This window comes from Lentilactobacillus sp. Marseille-Q4993 (genome assembly GCF_951230165.1).
Lineage (GTDB): Bacteria > Bacillota > Bacilli > Lactobacillales > Lactobacillaceae > Lentilactobacillus.
This window is the reverse complement of sequence record NZ_CATNVB010000010.1, coordinates 12,422-27,316: the sequence shown is the minus strand read 5'-3', so window position 1 is coordinate 27,316 and position 14,895 is coordinate 12,422. Positions and strand designations below refer to the sequence as shown.

Genomic DNA, 14,895 nt, shown 5'->3' with positions numbered 1-14,895 from the left:
TCGTGATTTAGATGATAAGAAAAGAACAGGTATCAGATAAATGCGAAATGATCGAAGTTTACGAACCAACGCCCGATGAAAAAACGCAGGTCAAGGAAACGTATGCGGTTACTGACGAAATGTTTGGGTACGCTTATGATATTGATGAGCGGGCCCGAATTGAGTTTGATGAAGATCGGAACCTAATGATGGTTATTTATGATACAGTGATGGACTCAGGCATGGAAAACCCAGAAAAGGATCCTACTGCGCCAGTAATGTTTTTGTTCAACCGTTCAAAATTATTGGTGTTCACGTCTGAAGATACTCATTTTGTGGCTGAACGGATTCGAGGAATGAAGGCGTTGAAGCAGGAGTATGAACCACTGGATGTTGTGTTAGCGGCAATGTACGAGCTATCAAAAATTTATTTTGGCGTGATTCATAAAATTGATACTTCGAGGCAACGACTTCAGAAAAGTTTGCAAACTAAAGTGAATAAGTCTTCTGTTTCTCAGTTGATGGGGCTACAGACCCACTTGGTTTACTACTTGACTTCGTTGCGGTCAAATTCAAGTTTGCTGGCTGACCTTCAACATAACCGGGATATTGATATCAATGAGGGGCAGTTGGAGCAAATCGATGACGACCTGATTGAATTAAAGCAGGGACTTGAAATGGCGGATATGGCTAGCGATGTTATTGAGCACGTTGCTGATGCATATAAGAGCGTCCTGGACATTGAATTGAACGGAACGATGAAGCTGTTGACGATTTATTCAATCTTGTTGGCGTTGCCCCAACTGGTGTTTGGCTTTTATGGTCAAAACGTCAAGTTACCGTTGGCAAATGAAGGCTGGATAATGACAATTGCCTGGTCGGCGTTTCTGCTTATAGCGGGTGGCATTTTGTTGAATGTGCATCAGAGAAAGTAGAAATTCACTCTTGATGTATACTGCGTGTAGAAAATATTGATAAAAGATTAAAAACGCAACGATAATTTCGAGAACAAATTATCGTTGCGTTTTTTAGTTTACCTAGCTTGTTTTTAATTCTCATCTAAAATAATGGGATCTGCGTCATCGCGAATACGATTGGAATGGTTACTAAGCTCAAAATTGTTGATGTACTCATTAACGCGACGGCTGGACTGGTATCTCCCTTCGCTTGTAAGGTGAACAAGACGACTAGCCCCGCGGTTGGACAGGCAGCCATTACGACCGTCGTGAACAGTGCCACGTTTGATACGGATAGTAAGTGGAGAACAATGATTGCGACCATCGGAAAGAGGACGTTGCGGAGAACGATTGCCAACCAGAGGTGGGGATTGAATAATTGGCGGTTTAACTTAATATTTCCCAGACTGTTTCCAATGACGATCATCGACAACGGGGTGTTGATTGAACTGACGTAATGGATGACCTCGTGAACGGGTTTGGGAATTTGAATTGAGTAAATAAATAAGATTAAACCGAGAATAATGGCAATGATATTGGGATTAAGAACTATCTCCCGAATAGTCTGGCCGGTGGTTTTGCTCCGATTGTCCGTTTTGAATAACGACACTCCGTGGGTCCAGCTGAAGATATTAAACCCGGCTAGGGAGGCGACAGCGAAGAAAATTCCCGCGTTACCAAATAACGTACTGGCTAGCGGAACGCCCATAAAACCAGCGTTAGAATAGATGCTGCCGTATTTGACGGTCCGTTGTAAATTTTCATCCTTAACGTGGTTGAAGATTAGTTTGGCGAGGATGATTTCAACTATGTAGAAAATAATGATTCCAAGGGTTACCAACAGCAGTTGGTGGAAACGACTGGCGGAGTAATCCTGTTCAAAGGCTCCGACAATTAAGCAGGGGGAAACGATGTATAACAGGATGTTGGTAAGGTCGTTGGCAGTTTGGGGGTGCATGAACCCCAGTTTGTTAATAAGTACACCAACCAACATTAAGGCAAAAATTAGTCCGATTTGATTAGTTAGTTGTCCGAGATCCATAGAATTCCTCCAATCAAAAGAAATTCTAATAATTATAGGCTTGAGAACAACTTAAAGTAAACCAGTTCCAGAAATGAGAGCGGTTTATCTGCTGAATCAAGCTAAGCAATGTTATAATTTAATGGATATTACGAACGGAGATAACAGGATGCAGGACTTAATCAACTACTATTCGTTTGAAAAGGACGAGTGGAAGAACTTTTATAGTGACATCGAACTACCGCTGACCCTGACAGAAAACGAGTTGCGCCACATCAAGGCGTTCAATGATCAAATCTCCTTGCAGGACGTTGCGGATATATACAAACCATTGGTGCACATGATTCGGTTGCAGAAAGATAGTTTTCAGCAATGGCAAACGACTAAATCGCGATTTTTGCACAAACCAGTGAGAAACGTACCTTTCATCATTGGAATTTCTGGAAGTGTGGCCGTTGGTAAGTCAACGACAGCTCGGGTACTTGAAGAGTTGCTGACAAACTACTTCACCGGTGAACACATTCAGTTGATTACTACCGATGGTTTTCTTTATCCAAACGATGAACTGAACCGCCGGGGAATCATGGACCGAAAGGGTTTTCCGGAAAGTTATGATATGAAATCGCTAATTAACTTTTTGAATGGTGTAAAGTCCGGCGAAGCTGTGTTGAAGGTGCCACTTTATTCACACCAGGTTTATGATGTGATTCCCGACCAATTTCAGGTGATCAACCGGCCAGATGTTTTGATTGTTGAGGGAATTAATACCCTGCAATTACCACAAAACGAACAAATCTATATTTCCGATTTTACGGACTTTTCGATTTATATGGATGCTGATCCTGACTTGATTGAGAAATGGTACCTTGAACGGTTTGCCAAACTCCTAGATACTGCGTTTCGAGATCCGGATAATTACTACCATAAGTATGCAATCGGTAATCGTGATGACGCTATGAAGATGGCTAGGGACGTTTGGGACGCTGTTGACATGCCAAATCTGAATGATAATATTTTACCGACTAGGTCCCGGGCAGATATGATAATGCATAAGACAACCGGTCATCAGATTGATAAGCTGTTTCTCAGAAAATACTGATTGTTTGGCTTTTCAATTGAAGGTTGACCTTGGAATGATTTCCACGTATGATATAACTAGCAATTTTGAAAGGGTGGAAGACTTGGCAAACGTCGATTTATCAACATTTGATAAGATTTTGGTGCTTGACTTTGGTAGTCAGTATAACCAATTGATTACCAGACGAATTCGTGATTTAGGCGTATATTCAGAGCTTAAATCGCATAAATTGTCCGCTAATGAGATCAAAGAAATGAACCCTAAGGGAATCATTTTCTCTGGTGGACCTAACAGTGTGTACGAAGATGGGGCATTTAAAGTTGACCCAGATATCTTCAAGTTGGGAATTCCAATTCTTGGTATCTGTTACGGAATGCAGATTATGGCTTACACCTTGAATGGTGGAGTTGAAAAAGCTGAGAACAGTGAGTACGGTCATGCTGATATCGAAGTGACATCAGAAGACGCAACTTTGTTCAAGGGATTGCCTAAGAACCAAACTGTTTGGATGAGCCATGGTGACTTGGTTACCAAGGTTCCCGAAGGGTTTGAATCTGTCGCAACCAGCAAGGACTGCCCAATTTCCGCAATGCAAGATGTTGACCGGAAATTCTATGGCATCCAGTTCCATGCCGAAGTTCGCAACACAGAGTACGGTAACGATATTCTGAAGAACTTTGCGTTTGACGTTTGTGAAGCTAAGCCTAATTGGACAATGAACGACTTTATCGACCTTCAAGTTGAACATATCCGTGAGGTTGTTGGCGATAAGAAGGTTCTGCTTGGCCTTTCTGGTGGGGTAGACTCATCAGTTGTTGGGGTGTTACTCCACAAGGCTATCGGTGACCAATTGACGAGCATCTTCGTTGATCATGGTTTGCTGAGAAAGTACGAAGCTGACCAAGTTATGGAGAGTTTGGAAGGTAAATTCGGCTTGAACATCATCAAAGTTGATGCTCAGGACCGGTTCTTATCCAAACTAGCTGGTGTATCTGACCCAGAAAAGAAACGGAAGATTATTGGTAACGAGTTCATCCAAGTGTTCAATGACGAAGCCCAAAAGCTTGATGGAATTGACTTCTTGGCTCAAGGAACTCTTTACACTGACGTTATCGAATCAGGTACTGATACTGCCCAAACAATCAAGTCTCACCACAACGTTGGTGGACTTCCAGAAGACATGCACTTCCAATTGATTGAACCATTGAACTCGTTGTTCAAGGATGAAGCTCGTGAAATTGGTGAAAAGTTGGGTATGCCTGAGGAACTTGTTTGGCGTCAACCATTCCCAGGCCCAGGTCTTGGAATTCGAGTTATCGGGGAAGTTACTCCCGAGAAGCTAAAAATCGTGCGTGATAGTGACTTTGTTCTTCGGGACGAAATCGCTAAGGCTGGTCTTAAGCGTGATATCTGGCAATACTTCACCGTTCTCCCTGGTTTCAAATCAGTTGGAGTTATGGGTGATGGCCGGACATACGAATACACCATTGCCATCCGTGGAGTTAACTCAGTTGACGGGATGACCGCTGACTTTGCTAGAATTCCATGGGACGTATTGCAACATATTTCAACTAGAATCGTAAACGAAGTTGAAGGGATTAACCGAGTAGTGTATGACATTACGAGTAAGCCACCTTCGACAATTGAGTGGGAATAGAAATTTCTGCTCGGTAAAAACGAAGCTCCTAGCCGTTGAGGTTGGGGGCTTTTTAGTTTGACTTTAGATTTATTATCTTTTATGGTAGCGTTATTGCAACTAAGATAGAACTACCAACATCTAAAGAAAATGGTGACGTATGAAAACTAAAGTGTACATGCTTCAAGCTACCCTTAATGATATTGAACCGGTTGTTGATCGAACCTTTTTGATTCCTGGAGCGTTTAAGCTTAACAAGCTAGCATATTCAATGATGGTTATGTTTGAGATGCAAGCAAGCCATCTGTACTCATTTGACCATAAAAAAGAGATTGATCTTGACGACCCAACGTTAAAGGAAGTTCCGGAAAAATACCGACAATTTGAAATTAACAGACGGAGCCAGCAGCTATACCAGCTCCCAGAGCTTGATGAAGATCGACAATCAGATACACTTGACCCCAAAAAAGTTACGGTGGATAAAGTGTTTGATGAAAATGATGAATTAAATTTCACGTATGATTTTGGTGATGATTGGACGGTTGGCATTAAGGTATTGACCACTTTCGATGATCCGATGGTCAATTCAAAGGACTATCCAGTCGTCATCCATGGTAATAGTTATGGAATTGTTGAAGATATTGGTGGGGTAGCTGGCTTAAATCAAGTTTTGGATGACTTAAAACTACTTAAGGGTAACGATAGTTTTGAGTATAAATATATCAATCATATTCCGTTTAGCTCGTTTGGCAGTTTTGACCGTGACGATATTAATTACAGACTGAAAAAGATCCCTCGATGGTATGCAAATGTATACGAAAAGGGAGCTAAATTAACGGAAAAGCAGATTGATTTTATAATGAGATACTAGATTTGATTGGAATAACTAGGGTAAAAAAGTAGAAGAGATAGCAAAAAACGAGTCGTATTTTCCGACTCGTTTTTCTTACATATACACCACCGGATCCGCTTCCGCCTCCCAGCCATTATCCAACATCTGGTGGTGATGTTTGCCAATTGGAATCCAAATCTTGGCATCCATAATTCGTTGCATAACGTCCCAGAATAGTGAATCGGATTTTTCGTTCATTGATAGGTTTAGTTTTATATATTGTCCCTCTTCGGTTTTAACAACCACGAAAGGGTAGAATACCTTGGCTAGTTGGGCCGAAACTATGTTTTTGAACATTTTTTTATCATCTAGTAATACTGACATGGTAACACCCGCCTTTGTTATTTGATTATAGCTATCATAAGGGGCCGTTATTAAGGGAAGCTTAAAAGTTAGATGGAGTGGAAGCGATTTAAACAATCTTAACATTTTTGGTTTTGGTTCTAACAAAAGTCGCGTTATCCACTCGTTTTCCTGCTATAATTAGAGTAATTCTAATAAAACAGAGGAGACATTCATGAGTAAAGTAACCCATTTTTATGAGACGTTCCAACCAGAACACTACGATATCTATTTAGATATCAATCGTGGAACTAAAGAAATTAACGGTAAGACCACAATCAGTGGTGAGGCTAAATCAGACCGCGTTTCAATTCACCAAAAGTACCTTGATATTCAATCAGTGGAATCAGATGGAAAGCAACTATCATTTGAAAAAGATGATGCTAACGACGGCTTCTACGTTGAAGTTGGCCAACCAGGTAACGTTACTTTGACTATCACTTATAGTGCAAAGCTAACTGATACCATGATGGGCATCTACCCTTCATACTACGAAGTTGATGGCGAAAAGAAACAAGTTATCGGAACTCAATTCGAAACGACTTTTGCCCGCCAAGCCTTCCCATCAGTTGATGAACCAGAAGCTAAAGCCACTTTCGACCTAGCCATCAAGTTTGATGAGCAACCAGGCGAAACGATTTTGGCTAACATGCCAGAAGTTCGTGAAGAAAACGGGGTTCACTACTTTGATACCACAGTGCGGATGTCAACTTACCTAATCGCCTTTGCGTTTGGTGATCTTCAAAGTAAGACAACTACCACTAAGAGTGGGGTTAAGGTCGGCGTATTCGCCACTAAGGCCCACAAGGCCAACGAACTCGACTTTGCGCTTGATATTGCAAAACGCTCAATCGAATTTTACGAAGACTTCTACCAGACACCATACCCACTACCACATTCATGGCAGTTGGCATTGCCTGACTTCTCAGCCGGAGCAATGGAAAACTGGGGCTTGGTAACATACCGAGAAGCATACTTATTGATTGATCCAGATAATACCGCTCTCGATAACAAGCAATTAGTTGCAACGGTTATCTCTCACGAGTTAGCTCACCAATGGTTTGGTGACCTCGTAACAATGAAGTGGTGGGATGACTTATGGTTAAACGAAAGTTTTGCCAACATGATGGAATACGTTGCTATCGACGCCATTGAACCAGACTGGAACGTTTGGGAATTATTCCAAACTACGGATGTTCCAGGCGCCTTGTCTCGTGATGCAACTGATGGGGTGCAATCAGTTCACGTTGCGGTTAATGACCCTGCTGAAATCGATTCATTATTCGATTCCGCCATTGTGTACGCCAAGGGTGCCAGAATGCTAGTAATGGTGCGCTCACTTCTTGGTGATGATGCTCTTCGGACTGGCTTGAAGAACTATTTTGCAGCTCACAAGTACAACAATGCTAAGGGATCAGACCTTTGGGATGCCCTAGGGGAAGCTTCAAACTTGAACGTTGGTGAAATCATGAACTCATGGTTGGAACAACCAGGCTATCCTGTCGTTGAAGCAAAGGTTGTTGACGGCAAACTTACCTTGTCACAACAACAATTCTTCATCGGTGAAGGTGAGGATAAGGGCCGCCAATGGCAAATTCCATTGAACAGTAATTATGATGCTGCTCCTGAAATCTTTGCGGATAAAACAGTTGAGTTGGGTGAATATGACCAATTGAGAAAGGATAGTGGTAAGCCATTCCGCCTCAATGTTGGTAACAATTCCCACTTTATCGTCAAGTATGACGAAACGTTGTTGAACGATATTTTAGCTAACGTTGATGACTTGGATTCAATTTCACAACTGCAATTACTCCAAGATTTGAGACTACTTGCTGAAGGTGGTCAACTTTCATACGCAAGCATTGTGCCATTGTTGAGCAAGTTTGCTGACAGCCATTACAACTTAGCCAACGCTGCTTTGTACCAAGTTGCTAACAACTTAAAGAAGTTCGTTACTCCTGATTCAGATGAAGAGGACAAACTTCAACAGTTGTTTGACAAGTTGAGTGCTGACCAGGTAGAGCGGCTTGGCTGGACACCAAAGGACGATGAATCTAATGATGACCAATTAACTCGGCCATATGTAATCAGTGCTTCACTTTACGCTAAGAATCCAGATGCGATTGCTTCAGCCCATACCTTGTTTGAAGCTAATAAGGATGATTTAGCAAGCTTGTCAGCTGATGTTCGGGTCTTTGTTCTGAGAAACGAAGTTAAGAACTTTGGTAGTGAAGAATTATTTGATAATTTGTTAGAACAATACCGCCAAACTGCTGATGCCAGTTTTAAGGCAGATATTCGGGCTGCTCTTACTAGTACCCCAGATAAATCTTTAGTTGCTAAATTGGTTGCTAAGTTTGAGGACGCAGGCACAATCAAACCGCAAGACTTACGTGGTTGGTACCGTGGCGTCTTGGCTAACAACGACGGGCAACAAGCAGCTTGGGACTGGATCAGAAACGACTGGCAATGGTTGGAAGATACAGTTGGTGGTGACATGGAATTTGCTACGTTTATCACCGTTACAGCCGGCGTATTCCACACCCCAGAAAGATTGGCAGAGTTCAAAGAATTCTTTGAACCAAAATTGCCAACTCCCGGTTTGACTCGTGAAATCAAGATGGACATTAAGATCGTTGAGACCCGGGTTAAGTTAGTTGAAGACGAAAAAGATGCTGTGAACAAGGCAGTTGCGGAAGCTGCAAAGTAGGAAAATAAAACTAAAGGAAGTATTTGAATAATGGCTGATTCAATTATTGTTTATAACCAACCAGAGCAAAAGATGTTCAACGTTGATGTTGATAAGGACTGGACTAAAGTTGATCTTTCAGAGATTGGCTTAGAGAGTGCGGTTGATTTGAGCAAACTAGTTTCAGATGAGACCTTCGCCCTTAAGTTTGACGGTTCAAGTTGGGAAAGCATGGATTACATGAAGTGGGAAGATTTGCGGATCAATGAAGCTTTAGAAGATGTTAAAGGCGAATTCTCACAGTCTACTCAAGATAGTTTGGCCAGATTTGTTGCCGGAATGGATATTAAATATCAAGGTAAGAAGTCATGGGTTGAGTTGTTGACTGAACTAGGAAAAGAGTTTGATAAGTAGTTGAGTTTTGAATAATATCTGTCAATTATAAGAATCGCCAACGGTATGGTTGGGGGTTCTTATTTTTTAGAAATGATTTTTAGACGTCTTTATGAAGGAGAAAATATGAAAGTAATATCTTGGAATTGTAATGGGGGATTTACTCATAAGTACAGTGATTTGATAAAGTATGATGCTGACCTGTATTTAGTTCAAGAAGTTGAATATACAAAGAAGTGGGTAAAACTACCTGGTTTCCCTGTTGATAATTTTATTTACACTGAAAAAGCTAATGATGTTTACGAGGACAAAAAAGGAGTTTTGGCATTTAGCTTTCAAAAGGAAAAAATTCATGTTGATTCACACTTTGAAGATCTCGACATGAGGTACTATCAGTATGTAAGGTTTAAAGGATTTAGGGTATTGAACATTTGGACTCATTCAAAATATATTGAGGATTTGTATAGTCTGACCAAGTTGAATCAAAAAGAGTTGTTTAGAGATGATAACTTGTTGATGATGGGAGATTTCAATAGCAATGCAATTTGGGATGGCAAGCATACTTTTAGAAGTCAAACTGATTTCAATAATCTGGCCGAATCATATGGGTACCGGAGTGCATATCACGAATCTAATCATGAAAAATTTGGTGAGGAAACGGAAGACACATTTCGTTTGTATCGGCATAAAGATAAGCCTTTTTATATCGATTATGCGTTTGCAAAAAAGAGCAGAATTGTTGAGGCAAAAGTTATTCATAACTTAGATGAGCTTTCGGATCATTCAGCCTTAGAAATTGAATTGTTGTAAACCAGTGAGTTCTTTCAATATAAAAAGCATTCGCTATAATTGGGTTAATAATAAAGTTGGGTAGATGATTAGATGACGGTGAGTTATACAAAGAAAATGGCGGTGTGGTACGGAATTTGTTCGGTTGTATGGATGGGGATCTTATTGCTGTTAGTGCATAAAGCTAATCCTTCATTTGTTGTTGGAAACTTTCAAGTAGGTTTTTCAGTCAAGTTCTTACGGTACGGAATTACAGAGGCAGTAAAAGCACTATTCATATATCTGCTGATTTCATTGATTCCCTACCTAGGTGGTTTGCGGATTCCAGCGCTATACTATGCAATGTTTACAGGGGCTTCACTCGCAGCCATAATATTGGCAATTAAGTCAGGAAACCTAGGTACCGGTCTGGTTAGTGTGCTTATGTTTGTTGTTAGAATGATCTTTTATTTGGCTTTGACGTGGTTAGCTGCCGAAGTTATTAATAACAATAAGTTTGTCCAGAGTGATAGCTATCTAAAACGATGGTGGTTGTCGTTGCTGCAAACTGTGAAGAAACTATGGCTACCAGTATTGGCTACTGGGGTGATCCTCATTGTGTTTAACGCAGTGTTTGTGAATGGTAAATAAAAATGTTTATAAAAAAATCCTCTTAGTTCAACTGCGTAGTTGATAACTGAGAGGATTTTTTATGGAGGAGTAGGAAATGAGGGATAAACTATTTGGTTGCTAATTTAACTCCGTGCTTAGTGTATTGAATTGTCCAGCCCTTGTGACCATCAAAGTGGACTTTGGCAAACTTACCAGTGAGGTGATCAGCCTTCAACAGGTAGTGGCCAGCTTTGAGATGGGTAGGATTGATTGAGAGAGTACCACCTAGTTTGGCATTGTCGTTAATGGTCAAGCTGTCATTGGCATCTAGGGTTAGGGATGCTTTGTTAGCTTGTTTGAAATTGCCCTTAACAACTGCTTTAGAGGTGTCTACTTTGAGAGTACCATCATTTAGTTTAACGTCGCCGTTACCAAGTCCAGAGTTATTAGTGATAACAAGGGAACCGTCTTTAACCGTGGTGCCACCACTGAAACTATTCTTACCAGCGAGGGTGAGGCTACCACTGCCATCCTTAGTTAATGATCCCTTACCATAGATATTGTTCATGAAGGTGTCCTTAGCATTGAAGCCACCCTTGGAAGCATCCATGTTGATAGTTGTGTTTCCAAGAAAGGCACCGTAACCATTGGCTGCTGAGAAGAGGTCTAAGCGACCCCACCCCTCAGTATCACCTGTCATTGGGTATCCTGATGGCAATCCAGTCGTGTAGAGAACCTCTCGGCGTTGGGAATCATTGAGGTATGGCAATCTTGTTTTGAGCAGAACCTCAGCGCCCTTAGGGACAACCATTGGCTTGTTGGTATCGCCGGTTGCTTTGAATCCATAAGTTAGCCGGTAGCGGTAATCAGCTCTGTTTTTCTGGTAGCTACTAAAGTCATCCTTGCTAGTCTTATCAGTACTCTTAGCTAGTAGTTTGGATTGGGCTTCACTCGCTGCCTGCTTCAATAAGTCTGAATTATTCTTGTCATTTAAAACAGAAGCGGTGATGGCTGTTCCAATCACCCGGCCGCCCATAACGGCAAGAGGTGAGTGTCGACCAGCTAAGACGCGGTCGTAACCAACTTCAGATGAACGAGTAATTAGTTGTTGGAACCTTTGGGGAAGTGCATAGGCCAATGTTTCACCAGTTTCGAACGCTGCGGTGGTGTGGCCAGATGGGAAGTCAAAATCGTTAGCTTTGGCATTGGCCATTACGTTCTTTAATGCTGGGTTGACTGAGACTTGATCACTTTGGCGATAAGGTCGGGTGAACTGGATGTAAGATTTTGGCGTACCAGTTCCGGACCAATCAGAGTTCTCAGTGAGGTTGACTAACTTAACTAAATCTCCAAGTTTGGAATTTTCATCCGCCCAGGTCATGCTACTGTATGGCGTATTACCTGGAAGTGGGGTGCTTGGGTAATCGTTGTAATCAGTTTGAGCAGCTGCGTTCTTAATGAAGGCATTTGCGTACGGTCCCAAACCAGAGATAAGGTTGTACCGTAAATCCCGACGATCAGTGAGGTATGAGCGAACTGTTTCATCCTGATTGCGTTTTTTGGTAATGGCAATCGATTTGTCGAGATTTTGTTGCAAAATATTTGGATCTAATTTTTTGCCACCGTTTGCTGGCGACCAGTACTGTAAGAAAGTATTGTCGAAAATATCGATTCCAGGATTGGTTCCAGGTTTGTCGTTATCCTTGACGTTTTTCTGGTACGAGTCAACGTAGTAACCGTAATTAGCTTTTTTTGGAGCTAATTGTTGGGCAATTTGTGACTTAGTTTCTCCGGCTGCGTGAGCGGTGTGGGGAGCTACTGCACTAACACCTGTTGCAGCAATTGTGGTAAGTGCAAGCGTTGAAACAAAAACGGACATTTTTGTCTTGAAGGTATGGTTTTGCATAATGATCCCTCTCCAAATAGAATTTGGGAGAAGAACACAAAGGGGTGTATGTATTCCTTCTCTCCATCTACTAAGTTACCAATGGAGTGTAAAAGGACGGTTGATTATTTGTAAAAAATGGGTAAAACAATTAGTGATTTCTGTGGGTAGCAAGTATTTTCGTAAGCACAAAAAAGCAGCGATAATTTCATATTCATGAAAAATATCGCTGCATTTCTTCAGTGTGCCTACTTAAGTTTCAGCCACTTAGTGTGTTTAGCTATGGTTCCAATCTATGCAACATCCGTGGGAACGGAATGTTTTCTCTCAAGTGGTCTTCATGGGTGATCCAAGTCAAGAATCGTTCCAATCCCATTCCAAACCCGGAGTGAGGAACTGGACCGTACTTCAAGAGATCAAGGTACCAAGTGTAGTTACTTAAATCTTGACCAGTTTCTTTCAGCCGGCCAACTATATAATCGTAATCTGCTGACCGCTCAGAACCACCGATGATTTCGCCATATCCTTCAGGCGCAAGCAAATCCGCACAGATGACTAAATCATCTCTCGTTGGATGTGGTTGCATGTAGAATGCCTTGATATCCTTTGGATAGTTCATAACAAACACAGGTTTGTCAAAGTGGTTTGCAAGGAATGTTTCTTCAGGTGACCCAAAATCGATTCCCCATTTTACGTCAAAACCATTGTCTTGGAGGAGACTGATAGCGTCATCGTATGATATGCGGGGATAGGGAAGTTGAGTGTATTTCTTCAACGTATCAACATCACGACCGATAACCTCAAGTTCTTGTGGGCAGTTGTCAATAACTGATTGAACAAGGTAAGCAACGAACTGTTCTTGGAGTTCCAAACTTTCATCCTGGTGGTACCAAGCCATTTCTGGTTCAATTTGCCAAAACTCAGTGAGGTGCCGCCGAGTCTTTGATTTTTCTGCTCTAAAGGTGGGCCCGAAAGTAAAGATTTTGCCTAATGCCATTGCTCCGGCTTCTCCGTAAAGTTGACCGGTTTGGGATAGGTAGGCATTTTGACCAAAATAATCAGTTTCAAAAAGCTCAGTCGTTCCTTCTGGAGCAGATCCAGTCAAAATCGGAGCATCGAACTTAGTGAATTCACGTGAGTAGAAGAAGTCGTAACAAGCGTGGATCACCTCGCTTCTGATTTTCATCAGAGCGTTAGGCTTTGATGATCTTAACCACAAATGACGGTGGTCAAGCAGAAAGTCGATTCCGTGTTCCTTTGGTGTGATGGGATAATCGTTACTTTCTCCTACGACTTCAAAGTCCTCAATTTGGATTTCATAGCCAAACTTTGATCGGCTGTCCTCGTGAATTTCACCAGTGACGTACAGGCTGGTTTCTTGGCGTAACTCAGTTGCTTCCTTGAATTTTTCTTCACCAATGTCGTTTTTTAAGACAACGCCTTGGAAGAATGCGGTTCCGTCCCGTAGTTCAAGAAAGGCAATTTTACCACTACTTCGTTTGTTGCTTACCCAGACACCAATGCGAACCTTTTGGTTAACGTATTTGGGTGAATGAATGATGTTGATGGTTTCCAAAAAATTACCTCCTATAGAATATGGATTCCTGCTTTTTCGCACTTTTCGTCCATTTCGTCCGGCCAGATACTTGCTTGAACTTCACCAACGTGAGCCTTACCAAGAAGCAACATGCACAAACGTGATTGACCAATTCCACCACCGATAGTGAATGGAAGTTCTTCGTTCATGATTGCTTTATGGAATGGGTATTGAAGTCTATCTTCAGCGTCTGCCATCTTAAGTTGACGCTTCATTGCATCAGCATCAACTCTGATACCCATGCTTGATACCTCGAGTGAACGGTTCAATGGTTCATACCAGAAGATGATATCGCCGTTTAATTCCCAGTCGTCGTAGTCAGGGGCGCGGCCATCGTGACGCTTACCACTCTTCAATGGACCACCAATCTTCATTAAGAAGACACAACCAAGTTCCTTACAAATAGCATCTTCACGAGCTTGGCGGTCAAGGTCAGGGTAACGATCTTCTAGTTCTTGAGTAGTAACAAAGTGAATTTCATCAGGTAAGTGGTATACAGCTTCTGGGTACTTGTACCAAACTTCGTGTTCCATATGCTTGATAACTTTGAAGATTTTTCGAACGGTTGCCTTTAAGGTTTCTTCGTTTCGTTCTTCCTTAGCAATTACCTTTTCCCAATCCCATTGGTCAACGTAAATCGAGTGAATGTTGTCGATATCTTCATCTTTTCTGATGGCGTTCATGTTGGTGTAAAGGCCGGTGTGCATCTTGAAATCAAAACGTTTCAAAGCCCAACGCTTCCACTTGGCAAGTGAGTGAACAACTTCAATGGTCTCTCCAGGGATTTCCTTCATCGTGAACGATACTGGAGTTTCAACCCCGTTAAGGTTATCGTTAAGACCTGTTGATCTCTTGACAAACATTGGCGCCGATACTCGAGAAAGGTTCATTTCCTTTCCAAATTCGTCTTGGAAGGTCTCTCTGATATAACGGATAGCTTCCTGGGTTTTTCTAACTGGTAGTTTTGGATCGTAATGATCTGGAATAATTAATTGCATAATGTGTAGCTCCTCTAATTTTTTTATTTTTTAGGGAACAAAAAAAGCC

At 41.7% G+C, this 14,895-nt stretch carries 13 protein-coding genes; 8 read left to right on the top strand and 5 right to left on the bottom strand.

The features are described 5' to 3' along the window. The first annotated feature begins 11 nt into the window (after nucleotides 1-11). On the top strand, nucleotides 12-914 hold the full coding sequence (locus tag QOW94_RS05510) for a magnesium transporter CorA family protein (protein ID WP_283679252.1): 903 nt from the start codon (nucleotides 12-14) through the stop codon (nucleotides 912-914). Between the two features lie 124 nt (nucleotides 915-1,038). Here QOW94_RS05510 and QOW94_RS05505 read toward each other — a convergent pair whose 3' ends face one another. Beyond that, nucleotides 1,039-1,977 (bottom strand): AEC family transporter, encoded by a 939-nt coding sequence (locus tag QOW94_RS05505; protein WP_283679250.1) that lies wholly within the window; start codon nucleotides 1,975-1,977, stop codon nucleotides 1,039-1,041. A gap of 148 nt (nucleotides 1,978-2,125) precedes the next feature. Between QOW94_RS05505 and coaA the strand changes: the two genes are divergently transcribed. The 3 genes from coaA (at nucleotide 2,126) to QOW94_RS05490 (ending at nucleotide 5,541) form a co-directional block, all read left to right on the top strand. Beyond that, nucleotides 2,126-3,055, top strand: coding sequence for a type I pantothenate kinase (gene coaA / locus QOW94_RS05500; protein ID WP_283679249.1), 930 nt, complete (start codon nucleotides 2,126-2,128; stop codon nucleotides 3,053-3,055). 82 nt (nucleotides 3,056-3,137) lie between these two features. Next, nucleotides 3,138-4,691: a glutamine-hydrolyzing GMP synthase gene (guaA, locus tag QOW94_RS05495; RefSeq protein ID WP_283679247.1), complete on the top strand. Its 1,554-nt coding sequence runs from the start codon at nucleotides 3,138-3,140 to the stop codon at nucleotides 4,689-4,691. Nucleotides 4,692-4,830: 139 nt separating this feature from the next. Then, nucleotides 4,831-5,541 (top strand): plasmid pRiA4b ORF-3 family protein, encoded by a 711-nt coding sequence (locus QOW94_RS05490; protein ID WP_283679246.1) that lies wholly within the window; start codon nucleotides 4,831-4,833, stop codon nucleotides 5,539-5,541. A 75-nt stretch (nucleotides 5,542-5,616) separates the two neighbouring features. On the opposite strand, the gene QOW94_RS05485 is transcribed toward QOW94_RS05490, so the two are convergent. Continuing rightward, nucleotides 5,617-5,886 (bottom strand): hypothetical protein, encoded by a 270-nt coding sequence (locus tag QOW94_RS05485; RefSeq protein ID WP_283679245.1) that lies wholly within the window; start codon nucleotides 5,884-5,886, stop codon nucleotides 5,617-5,619. A gap of 193 nt (nucleotides 5,887-6,079) precedes the next feature. Between QOW94_RS05485 and QOW94_RS05480 the strand changes: the two genes are divergently transcribed. The 4 genes from QOW94_RS05480 to QOW94_RS05465 all read left to right on the top strand — a co-directional run bounded on the left by QOW94_RS05480 (nucleotide 6,080) and on the right by QOW94_RS05465 (nucleotide 10,405). Next, on the top strand, nucleotides 6,080-8,614 hold the full coding sequence (locus tag QOW94_RS05480) for a M1 family metallopeptidase (RefSeq protein ID WP_283679244.1): 2,535 nt from the start codon (nucleotides 6,080-6,082) through the stop codon (nucleotides 8,612-8,614). 30 nt (nucleotides 8,615-8,644) lie between these two features. After that, the gene (locus tag QOW94_RS05475) at nucleotides 8,645-9,007 is read left to right on the top strand and encodes a hypothetical protein (RefSeq protein WP_283679243.1); all 363 of its coding nucleotides are present in this window, start codon (nucleotides 8,645-8,647) and stop codon (nucleotides 9,005-9,007) included. 105 nt (nucleotides 9,008-9,112) lie between these two features. Beyond that, nucleotides 9,113-9,796 (top strand): endonuclease/exonuclease/phosphatase family protein, encoded by a 684-nt coding sequence (locus QOW94_RS05470; protein WP_283679242.1) that lies wholly within the window; start codon nucleotides 9,113-9,115, stop codon nucleotides 9,794-9,796. A 72-nt stretch (nucleotides 9,797-9,868) separates the two neighbouring features. Then, nucleotides 9,869-10,405, top strand: coding sequence for a hypothetical protein (locus tag QOW94_RS05465; RefSeq protein WP_283679241.1), 537 nt, complete (start codon nucleotides 9,869-9,871; stop codon nucleotides 10,403-10,405). An 88-nt stretch (nucleotides 10,406-10,493) separates the two neighbouring features. Here QOW94_RS05465 and QOW94_RS05460 read toward each other — a convergent pair whose 3' ends face one another. The 3 genes from QOW94_RS05460 to asnA form a co-directional block, all read right to left on the bottom strand. Beyond that, a complete protein-coding gene (locus tag QOW94_RS05460; protein ID WP_283679240.1) occupies nucleotides 10,494-12,272 on the bottom strand; it encodes a phosphatase PAP2 family protein in 1,779 nt (592 codons plus the stop codon). A 259-nt stretch (nucleotides 12,273-12,531) separates the two neighbouring features. Beyond that, a complete protein-coding gene (asnS, locus tag QOW94_RS05455) occupies nucleotides 12,532-13,827 on the bottom strand; it encodes an asparagine--tRNA ligase (RefSeq protein ID WP_283679238.1) in 1,296 nt (431 codons plus the stop codon). An 11-nt stretch (nucleotides 13,828-13,838) separates the two neighbouring features. Continuing rightward, nucleotides 13,839-14,846: an aspartate--ammonia ligase gene (asnA, locus tag QOW94_RS05450; protein ID WP_283679237.1), complete on the bottom strand. Its 1,008-nt coding sequence runs from the start codon at nucleotides 14,844-14,846 to the stop codon at nucleotides 13,839-13,841. Between the last annotated feature and the right edge of the window lie 49 nt (nucleotides 14,847-14,895).